This window comes from Telluria sp. ZT3P26 (assembly GCF_059686035.1).
This window is the reverse complement of record NZ_JCASII010000001.1, coordinates 939,169-961,214: the sequence shown is the minus strand read 5'-3', so window position 1 is coordinate 961,214 and position 22,046 is coordinate 939,169. Positions and strand designations below refer to the sequence as shown.

Below are 22,046 nucleotides of genomic sequence, written 5' to 3'. Positions count from 1 at the left end.
TCCCGAGGGGCCTAGTAGCCCACACCGCGCACGCCGCCGGCGGCGCGCAGCGATTCGCCGGTAACCCAGTGCGCGTCGCCCGAGGCCAGGAACACGGCCACCGGCGCGATGTCTTCCGGCTCGCCGAAGCGGCCGAGCGGCGTCCCGGCAATCAGCATCTTGCCGAAATCACCGTCAAAGTTGCCGGCGGTGGCGGGCGTGTTCGTGTGGCCCGGCAGGATCGCATTGACGCGGATCCCGCGCGGTCCCAGTTCACGCGCCAGCGCGAATGTCAGCGTATCCACGGCGCCCTTGGTGGCTGCGTACACGCTCGACGCCAGGTACGGATCGGTGCTCAGGATCGAGCTGATGTTGATGATGCTGCCGCCATCCTTGAACACCTTGAGTGCTTCGCGAATGGCCAGGAAGTAGCCAAGCACGTTGACATTGAACTGCTTGTGGAACGCGTCCTCGGTCATCTCGGCCACCATCTCGAAGACGGCCACGCCGGCATTGTTGACGAGGATGTCGAGCGTGCCGTAATCGGCCTTCACGCGCTCGAACAGGCCCGCCACCTCGGCTGCCTTGCTCATGTCGGCCTGCAGCGCGACTGCCTTGCCGCCGGCCGCCTCGATCGAGGCGACCACCGCATCGGCGCCCGCCTTGCTGCTGGCGTAGTTCACGATGACGGTGGCGCCCTGGGCGCCGAATGCACGGGCAATACCGGCGCCGATGCCGCTCGATGCGCCGGTGACAACGGCGATTTTATTGGTCAGTTTCATGGTGTGTCCTTGGTCGATGTGCCCCGAAGCCCAATGGCTCCGGCGACAAGGACAATGCTACGCAGGCGCGGCGTGCGCCACATGCCGGTTCTTCGCGCATGCTTGCCTATTCTTCTCAAAGCCCGTTGCATCGGCGTGGCCGGTGCTATATTCGGACATGGATAAAGCGATCACCGATGCGGCAGGCAAAGCAGGTAACGTATCGATGGATGCGCTGCGCGCCATTGCAATGACCGCAGGCGACACCTGGACCGCGACCGGCCTGCCGCGGGTGGCAATGGTGCGCGCTGAAGCCTGTTCAAACCAGGTCTATGGCCCGATGCTGCATCTGGTACTGCAAGGGTCAAAGAGCCTGTCCATCGGCGGCCAGGTCGTGCACATCGAGGCGCCCGGCTACTTCATCGTGCCGGTGGCCTTGCCGGCGCTTGGCCAGGTCACCGCGCAATCGGGCGCTGCGCCGTATCTCGCGGTCAGCCTGGCGCTGGAACCCGCCATCATTGCCGCCATGCTGGCCGACCTGCCCGACGCCGGCAAGGTCACGCATGGGCCGGACGTTGGCGTGGCGCAGGCAGGCCCGGACCTGATCGATGCCTGGCTGCGCATGATGCAGCTGGTCGCGCGGCCTGACGACGTGGCGATGATGGCGCCGCTGATCGAGCGCGAGATCCTGTTTCGCGTGCTCCAGGGGCCGCATGGCGATTTGCTGCGCCAGATTGCGCACGCCGACAGTCGCCTGTCGCAGGTGCGCCGCGCGATCGACTGGATTCGCGAACACATGGCGCAGCCGCTGCGGGTCGGCCCTCTTGCGGCGCTGGCCGGGATGAGCGTCGCGGCGTTCTACCGCCACTTCAAGGCAGTCACCGCGATGACGCCGATCCAGTACCAGAAAAGCCTGCGCCTGTTGAAGGCGCGCCGGCTGCTGCTGTTCGAGCCGTTCGATGCGGCGTCGGTGGCATTCACGGTCGGCTACGAAAGCGCGTCGCAGTTCAGCCGCGAGTACGCCCGCATGTTCGGGCTGTCGCCGATGCGCGACGTGGCCCGCTTCAGGACGCCGGCGCAGAGCGCGCCGGCAGGCAGCGCCTAGGCACTGGCGAGAATCTGCGCGACCAGTTGCGCCGGCGTGTCGCGGATGTCGAGCGTGATGCCCGCTTCGTCCGGCTGCAGCGGTTCGAGCGTTGTCAGCTGGCTGTCGAGCAGCGATGGCGGCATGTAGTGGCCAGGGCGATGGCTGACGCGCTCGGCCAGCAGGCTGCGCTCGCCGGCCAGGTGCACGAAGCGCACGTCGCCGCCGGCGCTGCGCAGCAGGTCACGGTAGCTGCGCTTGAGCGACGAGCATGACAGCACCGCCCCGCCCTCGCGCCGCGCCAGCAGGTCGCGCAGCGTCACGAGCCAGTCGTGGCGGTCGTCGTCGGTCAGCGCGATGCCGGCCGACATCCGGGCGATGTTCACGTCGGAGTGATACGCGTCGCCCTCGATGAATTCCACGCCGAGCTGGTTACCCAGACGCGCACCGATCTGGCTCTTGCCGCAGCCGCTCACGCCCATGATGACCCAGGCCGTTCCCTTGTTATCGCTCGTTGGTTCTGTCGTCATTGCCTTATGTTACCGCTAACAAACATACCGCGATTGTGCGCTCCCGGCCTGGAAATGTAAACCCGCCGGCCGTGCACCCATTTCGGGCGGCTGCGCCTGCGCAGTGCGTGGTTCGCTCGCATCGTGCTGACCTCCTGCTGGCTTTGTGGCCTGGTCTGTCTGCATCGTCGTCGACTTCATGCATGGCACGCGCCTTGCTGAGGTAAGGCGTGAGCACGAACATCCCACCACTTTCCGGAGCCGCCAACATGATTTCATGCCGTGAAGATGTCACCAAACTGATCGTATCCGCGAAAGTCCGCAAGGGCATCAAGTGGCGCGACGTGACCGAGGCCACGGGCCTGTCGAAGGAATGGACCACCGCCGCCTGCCTGGGCCAGATGACGCTGACCAAGCCGCAGGCCGAAGCGGTCGGCAGGCTGTTCGAGCTGTCGGACGAAGCGATCGCCTGGCTGCAGATCGTGCCGTATAAAGGCTCGCTGCCGACGGCCGTGCCGACCGATCCGCTGATCTATCGCTGGTATGAGCTGGTGAATGTGTACGGCACGACAATCAAGGAACTGATCCACGAAGAATTCGGCGACGGCATCATGAGCGCCATCGACTTTTCGATGGACATCCAGCGCACCGAAGACCCGAAAGGCGACCGCGTGAACGTGGTCTTGTCGGGCAAATTCCTGCCCTACAAAACCTACTGATCCCGCTTACGCGCTTTCGCGGTCGCGCAGCGTGAAGCCAAGGTCGATGCGGCGCTCGGCCGGTTCTTCGCCCTTGATCACTTGCAGCAGCAGGCCTGCGGCTTCGAAGCCGATCTGGTAACGCGGCGTGTCGACCGTCGTCAGTGACGGCATCATCCAGGCCGACGCGGGCAAGTCATTGAAGCCGCATACCGCGATGTCCTGCGGGATGCGGATGCCTTGCCGCTGGCAGTGGAACACGGCGCCGTGGGCCAGGTCGTCGTTGCAGCAAAAGACGGCGTCGCAGTCGGGCCGCAGCGCCAGCATCTGCGCCATCAGGCCGGCGCCCAGCGCGATCGTCGAGCGTTCGGGCACCATCAGTTCGAGGCCGGGGTCGGCCAGGCCGGCCGCTGCCATCGCGGCGCGGTAGCCATCAGCGCGGCGCAGCGTGCGCTCGTCGAGCTGCGCGCCGATGAAGCCGATGCGTGTGTATCCCTTGGCGATCAAGTGGCGCGTCATGGCCATGCCGGCCTCATACTGCGAAAAGCCGACCGACAGCACGGCAGGATCATCGGACAGATCCATCATGGCCACCGCCGGCACCTGCGATGCCGCCAGCATCTTGGCCACGGCGGGGCTGCGCACCTGGCTCGAGAACAGGATGCCGTCGGGGTTCGACTGCAGATAGGTGCGCAGCAGCTTTTCTTCTTCGAGCTGCGAATAATAGGTATTGCCGATCAGGAGCTGGTACTGGCCAGGGGCCACGGCATCGTGGATGCCCTCAAGGACGGCGGTGAACACGGCATTCGACAGCGACGGCACCAGCACCACGATCACGTGCGACTGCGACGACGCCAGCGCCCGCGCGGCGCGATTGGGCACGTAACCCAGTTCAGCCACCGCATGTTCGACCTTGCTGCGCGTGGCGTCGGACACCAGCTTCGGCTGGCTCAGTGCGCGCGAGGCAGTCATGATCGACACTCCAGCCATGCCCGCGACCTGCTCAAGCGTCACCCGCCCCGTTCCCCTGCCCCGGCTTGTCTTGTCCATGCTGTTCCCGTGATATTTACGCAATGACCATTCTATCAACGCAACGGCCCACCGCCACAGGAAAGTTGGCACCCCAAGAAAAAGCCGGGGTCAGGTCTGACATTCGGACACGATCTCGACAGTGGAGTAATCGGAACCAGCTGGCTCAGAGCCATGCTAATACTGGGCAAGACGCTATTGGAAGTGACTAAGGCTGAGGTCGTGTCCAAATGTCAGACCTGACCCTGGCTGTGCCGGCTTTGGAAGTGACTAAGGCTGAGGTCGTGTCCAAATGTCAGACCTGACCCCAGCTGTGCCGGCTGAGGTCGTGTCCAAATGTCAGACCTGACCCCGGCTGTGCATCAGCAGAAATCCCTGCTGCGCGTATCGAGCCCACCGAGCAGGTGGGACAGATCCACCAGCCGCTTGGCCACCAGGTGGCGCACTTCGCCCTCGCGCTGCCAGACGCCGTAGACCCCGAGCAGCGGTGCGTTCAGGACCTCGCGCCGCTGCTGCTCTACCAGCGATGGCCACACGATCACGTTGACGTTGCCGGTTTCGTCTTCCAGCGTCAGGAACAGGACGCCCTTGGCCGTGCCCGGGCGCTGGCGCACCGTCACCAGGCCGCAGCCGCGCGCCAGCTGGCCGTTCTGGAAATCCATCAGCGTTGACGCGGGCAGGAAGCGCTGCGCCAGCAGGCGTTCGCGCAGCAGCGCCAGCGGGTGGCGGCCCAGCGTGAGGCCCTGCGCGCGGTAGTCGCCCACGATTTCTTCGCCTTCGCTCGGCGCCGCCAGCACCGGCGCTTCTTCGCGCGGTACCGTTGGGCGCAGCAGGTCCTTGTCGGGCGCGGCGCCGGAGGCTTCCCACAATGCTTCGCGCCGGTGCCCCGCCAGCGATTGCAGCGCGCCGGCCGCCGCCAGCACCTGCAGGTCGCTGCGGTCCAGACCCGCCCGGCGCGCGAGGTCGGCCACATCGGCAAACGGCCGCACGGCGCGCGCCTGCTCGATGCGCTCGGCCGCATCGACCTTCATCCCCCGCTGCAGCGACAGGCCGAGGCGCACCGCCGGCTGGCGCGTGCGCTCGTGCGGATCGTATTCTTCCAGTGCCGAATCCCAGCCACTGACGGCGACATCGACTGGCCGCACCTCGATGCCATGGCGGCGCGCGTCCTGCACCAGTTGCGACGGGCTGTAGAAGCCCATCGGCTGGCTGTTGAGCAGCGCGCACAGGAAGGCGGCCGGCTCGTGGCACTTGAGCCACGAACTGGCATACGCCAGCAGCGCGAAGCTGGCCGCATGCGACTCGGGAAAGCCATATTCGCCGAAGCCCTGGATCTGGCTGAAGATCGCCTCGGCAAATTCGAGGGAGTAGCCGCGTTCGAGCATGCCGGTCGTGATGCGCTCGTAATAGTGTTCCAGCCCGCCCTTGCGCTTCCAGGCCGCCATCGCGCGGCGCAGCTGGTCGGCCTCGCCCGGCGTGAAGCCCGCGCCCAGGATCGCCACCTGCATCACCTGCTCCTGGAAGATCGGCACGCCCAGCGTGCGCTCGAGCGCCACCTTCATTTCAGCGCTCGGATACACGACCGGCTCGAAGCCCTGGCGGCGCCGCAGATAGGGATGGACCATGCCGCCCTGGATCGGGCCGGGGCGCACCACCGCCACCTCGATCACCAGGTCGTAGAAGACGCGCGGGCGCATGCGCGGCAGCATGCTCATTTGCGCGCGCGATTCGATCTGGAACACGCCCACCGTATCGGCCTGGCAGATCATGTCGTAGGTGGCCGTATCGTCGGCCGGGATGTCCTGCATCTCGAACACGTTGCCGTAGCGCTGGCCAACGAGTTCCAGGCCGCGCCGCATCATCGACAGCATGCCCAGCGCCAGCACGTCGACCTTCATCAGCCCCAGTTCTTCGAGGTCGTTCTTGTCCCACTGGATGACGCTGCGGTCCGCCATCGCTGCGTTCTCGATCGGCACCAGGCGCGAGAGCTTGCCGCGCGCGATGACGAAGCCGCCCGGATGCTGCGACAGGTGACGCGGGAAGTTCAGCAGCGACTGCGCGAGCGTGGCCCACTGGCGCGACAGCGGCGCCTCGGGATCCAGCCCGCTCTCGGCCAGGCGGCCCAGCAGGTCGGCGCGGCTGTCGAACCAATGGTGGGTCTTGGCCACCTTCTCGACGATGCCAAGGTCGATCCCCAGCGCGCGGCCGCTGTCGCGCAGTGCGCTCTTGGGGCGGTAGCTGATCACCACCGCCGCCAGCGCCGCGCGATCGCGCCCGTACTTGTTGTAGATGTACTGGATGACTTCTTCGCGCCGCTGGTGCTCGAAGTCGACGTCGATGTCGGGCGGCTCGTTGCGCTCGCGCGAGATGAAGCGCTCGAACAGCAGGCTGGCGCGGGCCGGATCGACCTCGGTGATGCCCAGGCAGTAGCAGACGGCCGAATTGGCCGCCGAACCGCGGCCCTGACACAGGATATGCTGCGAGCGGGCGAAGCGCACGATGTCGTACACCGTCAAAAAGTAATGCTCGTAGCGCATCTCGGAAATCAGCGCCAGCTCGTGCTCGATCTGCGCCTGCACCTTCGCCGGAATCCCGTCGCGAAAACGCCGGTGCGCGCCGATCCAGGTCTCGGCGCGCAAAAAACTCGCGGCCGTGTGGCCGGGCGGGACCACTTCATCCGGGTATTCGTAGCGCAGTTCGTCGAGCGAGAACGTGCACAGGCGCGCCACGCGCACCGTTTCGGCCAGCACTTGAGGCGTGTACAGATTGGCCAGGCGCAGGCGCGAGCGCAAGTGCTGCTCGGCGTTCTGCGCCAGCCCGTAGCCGCAGTCGGCCACTGCCTTGTTCAGGCGCGTGGCGGTGAGCGTGTCCTGCAGCGGTTTGCGCGAGCGCACGTGCATGCACACGTGGCCCAGCGCCACGATCGGCAAGCCATGCTGCCAGCCGACTTCTTCGACGGTGGCGCGGTGCGCATCGTCGAACGCGCGGTGCAGCGACGTCAGGCCCAGCCAGGCGCGGCCCGGGAAGGTGGTGGCCATCCACGCGGCCTGCGCATGCAGGCGGTCGACGTCCTGCGCCTCGTGCCCCGGATACGGCGGCAGCAGGATCGCCAGGCAATCGGGCATGTGGCGCAGGTGCGCGTTCTCCGGCGCCGGGTCGGCCAGGTCATCGGGTGTCAAAAGGTACGTGCCCTTCCCGGCACGCGTGCGTCCGAGCGTGATGAATTCGGACAGGTTGCCGTAGCCCTCGCGGTTCTGCGCCAGCAAAATCAGCGATGGCGCCGGACTGCCATCGGGGTTCTGCAAATGAAAATGGGCGCCGATGATGAGCGGCAGGCCGGCCTCCTTGGCTTCGGCATGCGCGCGCACGACGCCGGCCAGCGAGCATTCGTCGGTGATGGCGAGCGCGAAATACCCGAGCTGCACCGCGCGCAGCACCAGCTCCTCGGCATGCGACGCCCCTTGCAGGAACGAGAAGTTCGACAGGCAGAACAACTCGGCATAGGGCGGCAGTGTCTGGGCTGCGGGGGGTTGGTTGATCGGAGGCTGTGTCACGCCGGGCTCATGTCGAATGACAAATACTGTATAAAAACACAGTATAGCCGACCTTTTTCAGCGCACGCTCTTTATTTACCCCAGGAAATTACTTATGCACCCGAGTTGATAATACAAAGTTATACAACAAGAACGTTGTGTTAATGCCACATTGCAACGGTAATCGAAGGATCCATTGATAGTATCCGAACATCCTTCGGAGAAACCTGTGCTCAAACTCAAAATCATGCCCCGCTCCGTGTTGTCCAGTCTGTATGGCAGCACCATCCTTGCTTCCCTTGCCCTCGCCCCTGTCGCTGTTCAGGCGCAAACCGCACCCGCCATCACCACCGACGCCGTCGTGCCAAGCGTGAGCGTCGTCGGCTCGCGCCGCGTCGGCGCCGCCTCCAGCACCGATACCCCGGTCGCCATCGACTTCATCCCGATGACGAAAGCGGCCGAACAAAGCGGCCAGTTCGACCTCGCGCAGGTGCTGAGCAACCTGTCGCCGTCGTTCAACTCGACGCGCCAGACCGGCGCCGACGGCGCCGACCTGATCGACTCGGCTGCCCTGCGCGGCCTGGGCTCGGACCAGACCCTGGTGCTCGTCAACGGCAAGCGCCGCCACACGGTCGCGCTGGTGAACCTGTTCGGCGCGCGCAATCGCGGCAACACGGGCACCGACATGAACGGCATTCCCGTGATGGCGATCCGCGAAGTGCAGGTGCTGCGCGATGGCGCCGCCGCCCAATACGGCTCGGACGCGATTGCCGGCGTGATCAACATCGACCTGAAGAAAAGCCTGGGTTGCGAATCGGTGGCCGGCTACGGCCAGTACACCGAAGGCGACGGCGAGAACTGGCAGGCGTCAGCCTACTGCGGCGTTGCCCTCGGTGGCGGCGTGCTGGGCATCACCGGCGAATACTCGGACCGCGGCCGCTCGAACCGTTCGGAGCCCGGCAACCCGCGCATCATCGGCGACACCAAAGCCGACAACCAGACCATTTACCTGAACGGCGAATTCCCGGCCGGCGCGGGCGGCAAGTTCTACTTCACCGCCGGCGTGCAGCAGCGCGACGCCTCGTCGGCCGCCTTCGGCCGCGAAGGCCTGGGCTCCGAAGACATCCCGTCGCGCAATTCGGCCGCGATGTACCCGGACGGCTTCGTCCCGTTCATCAACGGCAAGGTCGATGACCGCTGGGGCACCGTCGGCTACCGCTGGACCGCCGGCGAATGGAATGCCGACCTGTCGCAGACCTACGGCTACAACCGCCTGAAGTACAACATCGCCAACACGCTCAACGCCTCGATCGCCAACCTCGATCTGCTTGGCGGTGGCCCGGGCCGCAGCGCCGACCGCTTCTACGCGGGCGCGTTCTCGTTCCGCCAGGCGACCACCAATGCCGACATCAGCCGCTTCTACAGCGACGTATTCAAGGGCATGAACGTCGCGTTCGGCCTTGAGCACCGCCGCGAGAACTACCAGATCTTCGCCGGCGAAGCCGGTTCGTACATCGACGCCGATGGCGTGGGCATCGGCGGCAACGCCGGCAGCCAGGGCTTCCCGGGCTTCCAGCCAGGCGACGAGACCGACACCGACCGTCACAGCAACGCGGCCTACGTCGACATCGAAACCGACCTCACCGACCGCCTCAAGATCCAGACCGCGCTGCGCCACGAGCGCTATTCGGACTTCGGCTCGACCACCACCGGCAAGCTCGCCGCCGCCTACCGCCTGGCGCCGGACCTGCTGCTGCGCGGCTCGGCCAGCACGGGCTTCCGCGCGCCGTCGCTGCAGCAGGCCTACTTCTCGTCGACCTTCACCGACTTCGTCAGCGGCCAGCCGCTGGACGTCGTGCTGGCGCCGAATGGTGGCCGCGTGGCCGCCGCTGCCGGCATCCCGCAACTGAAGGATGAAGAATCGAAGAGCTATACGCTGGGCCTGACCTGGTCGCCAACGCAGGCACTGTCGGTCACGGCCGACCTGTATCGCATCGACATCGATGACCGCATCGTGCTGTCGGGCCGCTTTGACGCCGACAACTACCCGGCGCTGGGCGCGACGCTGCAGCAGCTGGGCGTGGGCCAGGCGCAGTTCTTCGTCAACTCGGTCGACACCAAGACGCAGGGCCTGGACCTGACGGTCTCGCACCGCGCCAACGTGGCCGCGGGCCGCCTGACGACGTTCCTGGCCGCGAACTTCAGCAAGACCGAAGTGCAGCGCGTGAAAGCGCCAGCCGCACTGGCAGGCTTCGAAGACGTGCTGCTGTCCGAGCGCGAGCGCCTGTTCATCGAAGAAGGCGCGCCGCGCCGCAAGGCCACGCTGGGCTTCGACTACGTCCAGGGCAAGCTGGAAACCGCGCTGCGCGTGATCCACTTCGGCCCGCAGACGCTGGGCACGTTCTCGGGTCCACCGGTGCCGAACCAGAAGTACGAAGCCAAGACGTCGGCCGACCTGGCCTTCACGTGGGCCTTTACCGAGAAGACCCGCCTGACGGTCGGCGGCACCAACATCTTCGACGTCAAGCCAACCGTGCAGGATGCGAACGAGACCGACAACGGCTTCAAGTACGAGAGTGTGCAGTTCGGCCTGAATGGCGCTGCGCTGTTCGCGCGCCTGGCGCACCGCTTCTGATCTGACCTGATCACGCGGTGAAACAACGGCCTGCAAGCGATTGCAGGCCGTTGGCGTTTACGCCCGCTGCAACGGCCTGCGCCTGCGCGCCGCCAGCCACCCCGCAGCAGCAATGCCGCACAGCGCCAGCGTCCCCGGCTCCGGCACCGTGTTCGGCGCCGTAGCGGATGCCGTAAAGGCATCCATGGCCCACTGGGTGCCGCTGCTGTTGTAGATCGTGAGCGTGTCGATGCCGCGCCAACCGAGTTCGATCCACTGCGGCGTGAACGTGTCGATCCCGTACGACACGTCGGTCGCGAACAGCAACTGGCCTGCACGGCTGCCCTCGAACGCGAGTTCCTGTTCATACCAGGCCGACGTGAAGAACGCGCCGATGAAGTCGAAGCCGGCCACATTCGAGATCGTGACGGTGCCGCCCCCGTGGTTGAAGGCGACATTGGCCACCGAGACCACGCCGTTGGCAAAGCCGCTGTCGGGATAGGCATCGGCGCCGATGACGCCAACGCCGGTCCAGTTGAAGCCCGCGTAGCCGTCGGCGATGACCGCGGTCTCGCTGCTGGCCAGATCGTCGAAACCAATGACGTCGGCGTGCACACTCGCGCAGCATGCCGCCAGCAACAGCGAAAAGATACTGTGTTTCATAGGGTGCTCCTTGATGTGAAAACGTGGCGGGTTACTGGCGCACGAGCGCCGCGATGTCGGCGTCGCTCAGTGCCGAGCCGTAGATGCGCAGATCGTCCATCGCGCCCCGGTATGGCGCATCCCACCAGTTCACGCCCAGCGCAAACACGCCGCTGGTGCCGGTAAACACGTTGGGGAAACCCGCGCCGCTGAATCGCTTGCTGCCGTCGACATACACGTTGACCGCGCCGTTTCGCACGGTGAAGGCCAGGTGCGACCAGCGGCCGACAGGGATCGTCATGCCAAGGCCGGCGTCGTACCAGGCCGTGCCCGACCACAGCATCGATGCGCCGCCCACGCCGCCATGGCCCATCGGCAGCAGGCTGACCCAGGATTCGGTCGTGCGCGCGCCAAAGAAGGTCGTGGAAAACGCCGTCAGTGCCGCCGGCTTGAGCCACAGCGCCACGCTGTAGTTCTGGCTCGCGATGAGGCCATTGGGCAGCCGCACCCCGCTCGCGCCGTCAAAGACGGCCGCCCTGCCCTTCACGCCGGCCTCGAAGACGATGCTGCCGCCTGGCGCATCGATCCGGTTGCCGGTCACGCTGCCGGCGCCGAAGATGCCGTTCGCGTCGGCCAGGTTGCCATCGAAGGTGTAGTGGGCCAGCAGGCCGCCGGCCTTGCGCACGGTGACGACGAAGGTCTTGGTGACCACCATATTGCCCTTGGCGATGCGCGCCGTGAGCGTGACATTGACGTCCCCGCTGGCCGGACTGGTGACCACCCCGGTGTTGCTGATGACGGCGGGATTGGACGACGTCCAGGTAATCACCGCGCCGCGCGTGCCGCGCGTGGGCAGCGCAAGATTGGCCGTGACGGCGCTCGTGTTGCCCAGGCTGAGTTCCGCGGCGACGGCATTGACCACCTGCGCCTCGGTGCGTGGCGGCAGCCGGCTGCCGAACAGTGAGATGCCTTCGCGCGAGACCGCCGAGAAGGTCATCGCAGGGCTTTTGGCCGTTTCATCCCAGCCGTTGATGAAGACACCCTTGTACGGCGAAGCGCCGGGCAGGCGGATCTCGATCCCGTTGCTGCCGGTGAGCAGCCAGCTGCCGCCCACGGCGCCCGTGATCGTGCCGTCGGCGTTGAGGGCGATGGGCTGCGACTTCTTGATAATGGCCGAGATGTCCTTGCCATGATTGACCAGCATGTAGTCGCCCTGCACGAATTCGCGCCGCACGGCGCCCAAGGTCTCGCCCGTGTAACGGCGCGGCGCGACGACCGGCCAGCCGTCCGCATTCATGAACAATTGGTGCGTGCGGATTTCATGCTGCTCGCCGCGCTCGGGAAAGCGCGCATGGAAAATCAGGAAGTGCTTGCCGCTGGCCGGATCGACATACGCCGAGTTGTGGCCGGGCGAGACATAGCCGGTGCCGATGCCTGTGCCGGTGTCGCCCAGGCTGCGCTCGAACAGGAAGCTGCCCATCAGCTTGACACCATAGGGCGCGATCGATGCATCGTCGAACAGCGGCTTGGTAGGATCGGATCTGACAGCCGCCATGTCGTTGCCCTGGGCGTCGACATACGGTCCGTCCGGATTGAGCGAACGCGCGACGCGCATATTGTAGCCACCGGTCGAATCCAGGCCGCCAAAGGACGTGAACAGGTAGTAGTGCGACGTGGCGGGGCTGTACATCACGTACGCGCCTTCGATGCGTGCATGGTTGCCGCCCATCAGGCGCTTGCCGTAGCCCTGCCCCGGCAATGGCATGCCGGTCGAGGGATTGAGCGCCAGGATGAAAATCCCGCCCGAATACGAGCCGTAGACCATCCACAGTTTGCCGGCGCGATCCGAGAAGACGTGTGGGTCGACGGCATTCGGATGTTTTAGTGCGTCGTAGATCGTGCCATCGTGGCTGGGCTGGCCCCACATGCCGGATTTTAAAATGATGCCCTTGTCGACATAAGGACCTTCGATATTATTCGCTACCGCAATACCCAATGCGGAACGTGGCGAATCGCCCTTGCAGGCGTTGTAATACATATAGAATTTTCCGTCCGGCATACGCTTGACGTCGGCCGCCCACAGTGTGGACGACTGCGCCCAGCTGAATGTTTCGGCCAGTTCGGTGAATACATTCGATGCGCCATTGAGAAATAATGGATTGCTTGCAGTGACACCGTCACTGACTTGCTGCCATTTCATCAAATCACGCGATTTGGCGGCCGCCAGGTGCGAGCCGAACACATAGAACATGTCGTCCACCTTGATGACCGACGGGTCGTGCACGGCAGCATTCTGGAAGACGATCGGGGCGGGCGCGGCCTGGGCGGCGGCGAATGAAGGAAGCATGGCCGATGACAATACGGCCCATGTTCCAAATGAGGAAAGGGTGTGATGCACGCTGGTCTCCGTTATATTTATTTGAATGTGCATTCTGATGATCGAATGCCGGAAACGAGAATGCGATATTTTTAAATGGTTTGCAACCGGATTGCATACGCTTATTTGAAGCGTTTCTTGAGATAAATATTTGCGATAACATAAATAGCGCAAAATCTTATAAAAGCGATTGAAAGAATATCGCAGCCACTTCTGCGATATGTTTTTTTCGCATGAATCGTTTTAAATCCACAAAAAAGTAATCGCCTGGTTTTTCAAGAAAGAATGGCTGTTGGCGCCGCACCACAGCGGTACCCGGGTACGCGATGTGTCAAAATGCCCCCTTTCCAGCGAGAACACCATGCACAAACTGATTGCCGAATTGATGCGGCTGTACCTTCCCGCCGATGTGCTGTCATCTGACGTCCTCGCGCTGCCGGTCAGCCTGACGGACGGCGACGGCCAGACGCGCGCCATGATGATCCCGTTTCGCAAGACCAAGGGCGCCGACAGCGAAGCGCACTGGACGCGGCTGTGCGAAGTGGCCAATGCGCTGCAGACGACGCTCAAGCTGCCCGCGCCGGCGGTGAGCATCTCGGGCGGCGACGCCTATTATTTGTGGCTGTCGCTCGCGACGCCGGTGCCGGCCGAGCGCGCGCAGGCTTTTCTGGAACGCCTGCGCGATGCGTACTTCCCCGAGGTCGAGCTGGCGCCGGACGCGGTGCGCGCGCCGGTCGCCCTGCCGCCCTGCCTGCACCCGCGCACCGGCAAATGGGCCGCCTTCATCCACCCGGGCATGGGCGCGTCGTTTGCCGATGAACCGGGGCTGGACATGCAGCCGCCGCCGAACGGCCAGGCCGGGTTTCTGGAAGGGTTGGAGAGTATCGATGCGGAGCAGTTCGAGCATGCGTGGCGCCTGCTCGAACCGGCTGCGGTGAGTGCGCCGGTGGCTGCTCCGGCGCCCGCCCCTGCGCCTGCGCCTGCGCCGCCGGCAGACTTGCTGCTGAAAGACGCGACGCTGGAGGACATCGTGCGCCACCTGCACGCGAAGAACATCGAGCCGACTTTCCGGCACCTGATGACTGTTTGAACGCGTGGACGGCGCAGCCGTCCACCCTACTTGGTCACCGTGATCAAGGAGCGCTTGCCGCCCTTGAAACCGTACAGCGTGATCGTCCCGTCACGCACATCGCCGCGCGCATCGAACGCCACGGGGCCGGTCACGCCCTTGTAATCGGCTTTGGCTAGGAACGGCAGGTATTTGGCCGGGACGGCCGATCCGGCCTTGACCATCGCGTCGGCCATGACCATCGTCGCGTCGTACGCATACGGTGCGTTGATCTGCACATCGATGCCGAAGCGCTTCTTGTAGTCGGCGCGGAACTTGTCCATGCCCGCCTTGCCTTCACCGCGCACGCCACCCGCTTCCGCGCACACGACCTGGCCGTCAGCCATGGTGCCGCCGGACAGCTTGAAGATCTCGTCCGAGCAGATGCCGTCGCCGCCCATCATGCGCACGTTCATGCCCAGCTGCTTCATCTGGCGCAGCATCGGGCCGGCCGTGGCGCTCAGGCCACCGAAGAAGACCATGTCCGGCTTGGTGGCGCGGATGCGGGTGACGATGGCGCTGAAGTCGGTCGCCTTGTCGTTGGTGAATTCGCGCGCGACGATCGTGCCGCCCTGCTGCTGCAGGCTCCTGGAAAATTCCATCACCAGGCCCTGGCCGTAAGCGGTCCGGTCATCGACGACGGCCACGCGGCGCACCTTCATGGCGCCGGTCGCGTAGCGGCCCAGGGCCTGGCCCAGCTGCACGTCGTTGGCGATCGTGCGAAACGCCGTATTGAAGCCCTGCTGCGTGTATTTCGGGCTGGTGCTCGACGGCGAAATCTGCGGGATACCGCCGGTGTGATAGATCTTCGATGCCGGAATCGTGGTGCCCGACGTCTGGTGTCCGATCACGCCATTGACCTTGGCGTCGACCAGCTTCTGCGCCACGCTGGTGGCCTGTTTTGGATCGCCCGCGTCGTCTTCGGCCACCAGCTGGAACGTCACCTTGCGGCCGGCGATCGTGGTGCCGCGCGCGTTGAGATGTTCGATCGCCATGCGCGTGGCGTTCTCGGTGTCCTTGCCAAAGTAGGCCACCGGCCCGGTGATCCCGGCCACATGGCCGATCTTGACGATGTCCTGGCTTGACGCCAGGCCGGCCGTTGCCGCCAGTACGCTGGCGGCCAATATGTTCTTGTTCATGGGTTCCCTGGTAAGCAGACAGGCGGGCAAAAAGCCGCCAAACCGGTTATTTTACCGTGCGCTCAGGCAGCTGTCTGCACAGGGGTCTTGAACGTGACGGTCGCCATCAAGCCACCCAGCCGCTCGGACGAACCCAGCGTCAGCACCGCGCCATGGCGCTCGGCGATCGCCTTGATGATGGCCAGGCCCAGGCCACTGCCGGCCGCCTCGCTGCCGGCCACGCGGTAGAAGCGGTCGAACACGCGTTCGCGTTCTTCCGGCGGGATGCCGGGGCCGCTGTCTTCCACTTGCACCGCCACCGTGCCGGCGCCGCTGAGCACCGAGATGTCGACGGTGCCACCGCCAGGGGTGTACTTGACCGCGTTGTCGACCAGGTTGCGCAGCAGGATCTGCAGCGCGTCGGGCTGGCCGTCGACGCTGGCCGGGTCGGCCTGCTGCAGGCCCAGGTCGACGCCCTTGGCGGCGGCCACGCCGGCCAGGTCGGCGGCCGTACGGCGCGCCAGGTCGGCCAGGTCCACCGGCCGGGTCTTGGTCGCCGCACCTTCGGCGGCGGTGGCTTCCTGCCGCGCCAGGATCAATAGCTGTTCGACCAGGCGCGTGGCGCGGTCGATGCCAGCCGTCAGGCGGCTCACTGCCACCTGGCGCGCTTCGGGCGTGTCAGCGCGGTCCAGGCTTTGCGCCTGCAGGCGCAGCGCCGCGAGCGGCGTGCGCAGTTCGTGCGCGGCGTCGGCCACGAAATGCTGCTGGGCCTCGAACGCAGTGCGCACGCGGCCAAACAGCAGGTTCAGTTCTTGCACCAGCGGGCGCACTTCGTCGGGCAAGCCGGTATCGGATACGGGCGACAGATCGTCGGCCTGACGCGACGCCACCTGCGAGCGCACGCGCGCCACCGGTTGCAGCGAGCCGCTCACGACCCACCACACGACCAGCATCAGGATCGGCATCATGACCGCGATGGGCCCCAGCGTACGCAAGGCCAGATTGCCCGCCATATTGCGGCGCACGGCCAGGTCCTGCGCGACCTGCACCGTCTGATTCGAGGTCTGGATCGAGAACACGCGGTAGGTCGTGCTGTTGGCGCGCACGTTCGAAAAGCCCAGCACCGCGCGCTGCGGCAGGCGCGCACGCGAGACGCTGTGGAACATCTGGGCGCCGTCGGGGGACCACATCTGCACCACCATGTCGTCGTTGCCACCGGCGCTTTCGGCTTCCTGCCGCGCGCGTGCTTCGTCGTTCGACAGCGGTGTGCTCGAGCGCAGCGACAGGGCCATCTGCTGCATGTGGTAGTCGAAGATCTGGTCGGCGTCGTGCAGCGCGGTGCGGTAAGCGATCGTCGCCTGCGCCACCGCCGCGATCGTGATCGCCGCGAGCAGGAACCAGAGCAGGCGCCCGCGCAGCGAGTGCGTCATCTTCATGCTTTCGGCACCATGTAGCCGACGCCGCGCACGTTCTGGATCAGGTCACTGCCCAGTTTCTTGCGCAGGCCGTGGATATACACTTCCACCGCGTTGCTCGAGACTTCGTCGCGCCAGCTGTACAGCTTTTCTTCGAGCTGCGCGCGCGACAGCACGGCGCCGGGCCGCGCCACCAGCGCTTCGAGCACAGCCCACTCGCGCGCCGACAGCGACACCTGAGTGCCGTCGACCATGATTTCGCGGGTGACCGGATTGATCGTGATGTTGCGGTACTCAAAAATCGGCTCGGCGCGGCCGGCAGCGCGGCGCAGCAGCGCGCGCAGGCGCGCCAGCAGTTCGTCGAGATCATAGGGTTTGAGGACGTAATCGTCGGCGCCGGCATCCAGGCCCGCGATGCGCTGGGCCACCGAGTCGCGCGCGGTGGCGACCAGCACCGGTGTGCGGTCCTTGCGCGCGCGCATTGAGCGCAATACTTCGAGGCCGTCCTTGCGCGGCAGCCCCAGGTCGAGCAGCACCAGGTCGTAGTTCTGGTTTTGCAGCAGGGCCGTGTCGGCCATTTCGCCGTCCTTGACCCAGTCGACTGCGTAGTGCTCGGCCCTGAGCAGGTCGAGCACTACTTCGCCGATCATCGTATCGTCTTCCACCAGCAGCAGCCGCATACATCCCCCGTTGTAAAAGTGCGACCCGAGGGCCCTACGCTATCTTAACCAATTAACCGATCCGCACCGGAATGAAGATCTTGTCGCCGCCGCGCTGGATCAGCAGGGCCACCGACTTGCTGGCCTTGGCCACCATCTCGCGCACCTGTGCTACCGAGTTCACCGGCCGGCCATTGACCGAAATGAGCACGTCGCCCGGTTCAATGCCCGCGATCTCGGCAGCGCCCGAGGCGTCCTCGATCAACAGGCCCGCAGCGATGCCGCTCTGGCGACGCTCGATCGGCTCAAGGGGCCGCAGGGACAGGCCCAGTCTCGCGCTGTTGTCGACGGCGTTGCCCACGTCTTCGGCCTGAGCGCGGCGCGGCTTCTCGGCCGCGTCGGCCAGCGTCGCATCGATGCGCACCAGTTTGCCGTCGCGCCAGACGTCCATTGCCACCTTGTCGCCTGGCTTGGCCAGCGTCATCATGGCCGGCAGGTCGGCCGAGGCGACAATCGGCGTGCCATTGGCAACGCGAATCACGTCACCGGACTTCAGGCCCGCGCGTTCCGCAGGACTGCCACGCTCGACGCTCGACACCAGCGCACCCTCGACCGATTCGAGCTTGAACGAATCGGCAAAACTCTGTCCGACTTCCTGCACGCTTACACCGAGCTTGGCATGCTGCACCTTGCCAGTGGCGACGATCTGGTCCTTGATGCGCACCGCAAGATCGATCGGGATCGAGAACGACAGGCCCTGGTAGCCGCCGGTCTGGCTGTAGATCTGCGAATTGATGCCGACCACTTCACCGCGGGTGTTGAACAGCGGACCACCCGAATTGCCGGGATTGACCGCGACGTCGGTCTGGATGAACGGCACATTGCTGTCGCCCTGGATCGAGCGGCCGGTGGCACTGACCACGCCGGCGGTGACGGTGCTCTCGAGGCCATACGGCGAACCGATGGCCAGCACCCACTCACCCACCAGCACTGACTTCGATTTGCCGATCGGCGCCACGGGCAAGCCCTTGGCATCGATTTTCAACACAGCCACGTCGGTGCGCGGGTCGGAGCCCAGGACCTTGGCGCGAAATTCGCGGCGATCCTGCAGCTTGACCGTGACTTCGTCAGCGCCCTGCACGACGTGTGCGTTGGTAAGGATGACGCCGTCCGGGCTTACGATAAAGCCCGATCCAGCGCCGAAAACGGGCGCTTCACGACCACCGCGCTCACCACCGGAGCGCGGGTCCTGAAACTGCTTGAAAAACTCATACAACGGATGGCCGGGGTCGAGGCTTGGCATGCCGCCGGCACCGCCACCACCACGGGCGGCTGTCTTGGTGCCGCCAACGACGCGGATATTGACCACCGCCTTGCCCTGTTGCGCAGCAATGCGCGTGAAGTCGGGCAGCGCCACGGTCGACGATGGGGCGCCCACGGCAGCAGCCGGCGCGGTGCCAGGGGCGGCCGCGACGACTGCCGGCACGCTTGGGGCGGCGGCATTGGCAGTGGCGTTATTGTGATTGACAGCGATGGCACCGACCGCGCCGCCGATGACGCCCGCGGCACACAGGGCCAGCGTGAGGCGTTTGGCAGTGATGGCAGTAACGGCACTTGGATTCGACATGGATGTGCTCCTGATGAAAATTCGGTGAATCGGTGATCGAGATTCGATGAAGCTAGTGTCGCGCAACCGTCTTAGACCATACTTAAGTTGACAGGCAACACTTCTTAGACACGGCTTAATGCACACGGTTTGCGGCTGCGCAGACACACGGCCCGCCAGATAGGACAAGGGCGCCCCGATACTGCAGGCGCCCTCCGTTCAAACCGTTATCACATCATGTGCCACAGCTCAGGCAGCGCGCTGTTCCAGTGCCTGGACGTTGTCGCCGCTGATCGTGGTGCCGGCAGCATCGCCGATGGCGATCTTGCGTGGCTTGAGCGCCTCGGGCACTTCACGCACCAGTTCGATGGTAAGCATGCCGTTGTCGAACGACGCCGTGGTGACCTTCACGTGATTGGCCAGCTGGAAGCGCTGCTCGAAATCGCGCGCTGCGATGCCACGGTGCAGGAAGGTGCGCTGTGCGTCGTCCTTCTGCTTGCGGCCAGTAACGTGCAGGCTGTCACGCTCGGTGATGATCTCGACTTCGTCGCGGGTGAAGCCGGCCAGCGCCATCACGATGCGGTATTGGTCTTCGCTCACCAGTTCAATGTTGTACGGCGGGTAGCTTGGCTGCGACTCGGCGCGTTGCTCGAGCAGGCTGGCCAGGCGATCGAAACCGATGGCGGAACGGTACAGTGGGGTCAGGTCGTAAGTACGCATGATGTCTATCCTTGTAAAGTTAAGCGATAAGGGTGCGGACCTCAGTTGAGCATCCGCTGGTACCAATCTAATGCCATCGATCGCGAAATCAAGACAAGCAAAATACGGAATTTCAAATATTTTTCCAAATTTTGTTTATATGATGTAGTAGTGAAAATCCAGCCCGACGGGCGGTGCTACACTGCCCGGCTTCCCCTCCCTGCTTTTTCCCATGACCGCATCCCGCACCTTCTTCACACGCGCTGCCCGTCCGGCGAGCGCTTTGGTTCTTGCCCTGGCGCTGGCCCTGCCTGCTTCGGCCCAGCTTCCCGTCGTCGGCGACGCGCCGTATCCCGGCACGATCGCATTGCATGTCGACGCGAGCAACCTGTCGCAACAGGTCTTCAGGATGCGCCTGTCGATGCCTGTGCAGGCTGGCCCGATGACGCTGCTGTATCCGCAGTGGGCGCCGGGGAACCACGGCCCGAACATTCCGCTGACCCAGCTCGCCGGCCTGAAATTCCGCGCCGGCGGCAAGCCAGTGGAATGGAAGCGCGACCCGGTCAACGTGTATGCGTTCCACGTTGTCGTGCCGGAAGGCGCCACCACGCTGGACGCCGAATACCAGTTCCTGTCGCCGCTCGATACGACGCAGGGCCGCATCACGATGACCGACGACATCCTCGGCGTGCAGTGGCAGTCGGTGGCGCTGTACCCGGCCGGCTACCAGGCGCGCCGCATCACCGTGCAGCCGACGCTGCGCCTGCCCGCCGGCTGGCAGTTCGCCAGCTCGCTGGCGGTCGAAGCACGCACCGGCGACGAAGTGCGCTTCAAGCCGCATGATCTCGATACGCTGGTCGATTCGCCCCTGTTCGCGGGCCGCTACTTCAAGCGCATCGACCTGGCGCCGGGCGCGAAGCAGCCGGTGATGCTCAATGTGGTGGCCGACAATCCCGAAAACCTCGAGGCCAAACCGGACCAGATCAAGCTGCACCGCGCGATGGTCGACCAGGCGCTCAAGCTGTTCGGTTCGCACCACTATCGCCAGTATGATTTTCTGTTTGCGATCTCGGACGAATTCGGCGGCATCGGCCGCGAGCACCAGCAGTCGAGCGAGAACGGCGTCAAGCTCGGGTACTTCACCGAGTGGAACCGCAACGAGGCCGGGCGCGAGCTGCTGCCGCACGAATTCGTCCACTCGTGGAACGGCAAGTTCCGCCGGCCTGCGGGCCAGGATGTCGCCAACTTCAACACGCCGCTGCAGAACGAGCTGCTGTGGCTGTACGAAGGCCAGACCCAGTTCTGGGGCAAGGTGCTCGCCGCGCGTTCGGGGCTGGTCTCGCAAACCCACGCGCGCGATGCGCTGGCGGCCGACGCGGCGCGCTACGACGCCACCCAGGGCCGTGACTGGCGCGCCGTGCAGGACACCGTCAACGATCCGATCATCAACGGGCGTCGTCCGATCGGCTGGGGCAACTGGCAGCGCAGTGAGGATTACTACACCGAGGGCATGCTGATCTGGCTCGACGTCGACACGATGATCCGCGAGATGTCGGGCGAGCAGCGCGGCCTGCAGGACTTCGCGCGCGCCTTCTTCGGCATCGACAACGGCAGCACGCAGACCACCTACTACACGTTCGACGACGTGGTGGCCGCCCTGAACAAGGTGCAGAAATACGACTGGGCGCCGTTCCTGCGCGCGCGCCTGGACGGCCACGGCCCGGGCGCCCCACTCGATGGCCTCAAGCGCGCCGGCTGGAAGCTGGTCTACGGCGACACGCCAAGCGACGCCGCGCGTGGCGCCGAAGAGCGCAACAAGACTACCGACTTCACGTACTCGCTGGGTTTCCAGGTGCGCGCCGATGGCGGCATCACCGGCGTGATCTGGGACGGCGTGGGCTTCCGCGCGGGCCTGGCGGCCAACACGACGATCGTTGCCGTCAACAACCGCGTCTACAAGGGCGATGTGCTCAAGGCAGCAGTGCGCGCGGCCAAGGATGGCAAGGCGCCGCTCGAACTCCTGGTACGCAAGGGGAACAACCTGCGCACGATCTCGCTCGATTACCGCGACGGCCTGCGCTATCCGCGCCTGGAACGCATTCCGGGCACGAAGGATCGACTTGAGGTGCTGTTCAAGGCGCTGTAGGGTGGATGGCTGCGCCATCCACGCGTTCAGGAATCGGCTGAGCAAAGGCGCACGCCAACGGAGTGTCGT

At 65.1% G+C, this 22,046-nt stretch carries 16 protein-coding genes; 5 read left to right on the top strand and 11 right to left on the bottom strand.

The genetic code is table 11. The features are described from left to right. Positions 1 to 11: 11 nt before the first annotated feature. Positions 12 to 761 carry an SDR family NAD(P)-dependent oxidoreductase gene (locus tag AC56LN_RS04205; RefSeq protein WP_482899703.1) on the bottom strand — a complete coding sequence of 250 codons (750 nt, stop codon included), beginning with the start codon at positions 759 to 761 and terminating at the stop codon, positions 12 to 14. Between the two features lie 157 nt (positions 762 to 918). Between AC56LN_RS04205 and AC56LN_RS04200 the strand changes: the two genes are divergently transcribed. Then, positions 919 to 1,845, top strand: a complete 927-nt coding sequence (locus AC56LN_RS04200; protein WP_499570098.1) for an AraC family transcriptional regulator — start codon at positions 919 to 921, stop codon at positions 1,843 to 1,845. Here AC56LN_RS04200 and AC56LN_RS04195 read toward each other — a convergent pair. Beyond that, positions 1,842 to 2,354 carry a gluconokinase gene (locus tag AC56LN_RS04195; protein ID WP_482899705.1) on the bottom strand — a complete coding sequence of 171 codons (513 nt, stop codon included), beginning with the start codon at positions 2,352 to 2,354 and terminating at the stop codon, positions 1,842 to 1,844. The genes AC56LN_RS04200 and AC56LN_RS04195 overlap by 4 nt on opposite strands. Positions 2,355 to 2,602: 248 nt before the next feature. On the opposite strand from AC56LN_RS04195, the gene cynS reads away from it, so the two are divergent. Further along, entirely contained in the window at positions 2,603 to 3,052 is a 450-nt protein-coding gene (gene cynS / locus AC56LN_RS04190; RefSeq protein WP_499570096.1) for a cyanase, read from the top strand. A gap of 6 nt (positions 3,053 to 3,058) precedes the next feature. Here the strand turns inward: cynS and gntR are convergent, their stop codons facing one another. Further along, positions 3,059 to 4,081 carry an HTH-type transcriptional regulator GntR gene (gene gntR, locus AC56LN_RS04185; protein ID WP_499570095.1) on the bottom strand — a complete coding sequence of 341 codons (1,023 nt, stop codon included), beginning with the start codon at positions 4,079 to 4,081 and terminating at the stop codon, positions 3,059 to 3,061. Positions 4,082 to 4,422: 341 nt separating this feature from the next. After that, complete coding sequence (locus AC56LN_RS04180) at positions 4,423 to 7,614, bottom strand: error-prone DNA polymerase (RefSeq protein ID WP_499570094.1); 3,192 nt, start codon at positions 7,612 to 7,614, stop codon at positions 4,423 to 4,425. 208 nt (positions 7,615 to 7,822) lie between these two features. On the opposite strand from AC56LN_RS04180, the gene AC56LN_RS04175 reads away from it, so the two are divergent. Beyond that, complete coding sequence (locus tag AC56LN_RS04175) at positions 7,823 to 10,228, top strand: TonB-dependent receptor plug domain-containing protein (protein WP_499570093.1); 2,406 nt, start codon at positions 7,823 to 7,825, stop codon at positions 10,226 to 10,228. A 57-nt stretch (positions 10,229 to 10,285) separates the two neighbouring features. Here the strand turns inward: AC56LN_RS04175 and AC56LN_RS04170 are convergent, their stop codons facing one another. Together AC56LN_RS04170 and AC56LN_RS04165 are read right to left on the bottom strand one after the other, a co-directional pair. Then, complete coding sequence (locus AC56LN_RS04170) at positions 10,286 to 10,870, bottom strand: PEP-CTERM sorting domain-containing protein (protein WP_499570092.1); 585 nt, start codon at positions 10,868 to 10,870, stop codon at positions 10,286 to 10,288. Positions 10,871 to 10,901: 31 nt separating this feature from the next. Next, a complete protein-coding gene (locus AC56LN_RS04165) occupies positions 10,902 to 13,196 on the bottom strand; it encodes a family 43 glycosylhydrolase (RefSeq protein ID WP_499570091.1) in 2,295 nt (764 codons plus the stop codon). Positions 13,197 to 13,587: 391 nt separating this feature from the next. Between AC56LN_RS04165 and AC56LN_RS04160 the strand changes: the two genes are divergently transcribed. Next, positions 13,588 to 14,316 (top strand): hypothetical protein, encoded by a 729-nt coding sequence (locus AC56LN_RS04160; RefSeq protein ID WP_499570090.1) that lies wholly within the window; start codon positions 13,588 to 13,590, stop codon positions 14,314 to 14,316. Positions 14,317 to 14,342: 26 nt separating this feature from the next. Here AC56LN_RS04160 and AC56LN_RS04155 read toward each other — a convergent pair whose 3' ends face one another. From AC56LN_RS04155 to AC56LN_RS04135, 5 genes are all read right to left on the bottom strand, one after another. Continuing rightward, entirely contained in the window at positions 14,343 to 15,473 is a 1,131-nt protein-coding gene (locus AC56LN_RS04155; RefSeq protein ID WP_499570089.1) for a branched-chain amino acid ABC transporter substrate-binding protein, read from the bottom strand. 62 nt (positions 15,474 to 15,535) lie between these two features. Continuing rightward, positions 15,536 to 16,888 carry an ATP-binding protein gene (locus tag AC56LN_RS04150; protein WP_499570088.1) on the bottom strand — a complete coding sequence of 451 codons (1,353 nt, stop codon included), beginning with the start codon at positions 16,886 to 16,888 and terminating at the stop codon, positions 15,536 to 15,538. After that, positions 16,885 to 17,547 (bottom strand): response regulator, encoded by a 663-nt coding sequence (locus AC56LN_RS04145; RefSeq protein WP_258835222.1) that lies wholly within the window; start codon positions 17,545 to 17,547, stop codon positions 16,885 to 16,887. The genes AC56LN_RS04150 and AC56LN_RS04145 overlap by 4 nt, the downstream gene beginning before the upstream one ends. A gap of 52 nt (positions 17,548 to 17,599) precedes the next feature. Continuing rightward, on the bottom strand, positions 17,600 to 19,153 hold the full coding sequence (locus AC56LN_RS04140) for a Do family serine endopeptidase (RefSeq protein ID WP_499570087.1): 1,554 nt from the start codon (positions 19,151 to 19,153) through the stop codon (positions 17,600 to 17,602). A gap of 228 nt (positions 19,154 to 19,381) precedes the next feature. Next, positions 19,382 to 19,852 (bottom strand): Hsp20 family protein, encoded by a 471-nt coding sequence (locus AC56LN_RS04135; RefSeq protein ID WP_183555607.1) that lies wholly within the window; start codon positions 19,850 to 19,852, stop codon positions 19,382 to 19,384. Positions 19,853 to 20,063: 211 nt separating this feature from the next. Here AC56LN_RS04135 and AC56LN_RS04130 point away from each other — a divergent pair, with 211 nt between their 5' ends. Then, on the top strand, positions 20,064 to 21,977 hold the full coding sequence (locus AC56LN_RS04130) for a M61 family metallopeptidase (protein ID WP_499570086.1): 1,914 nt from the start codon (positions 20,064 to 20,066) through the stop codon (positions 21,975 to 21,977). Positions 21,978 to 22,046 lie beyond the last annotated feature (69 nt).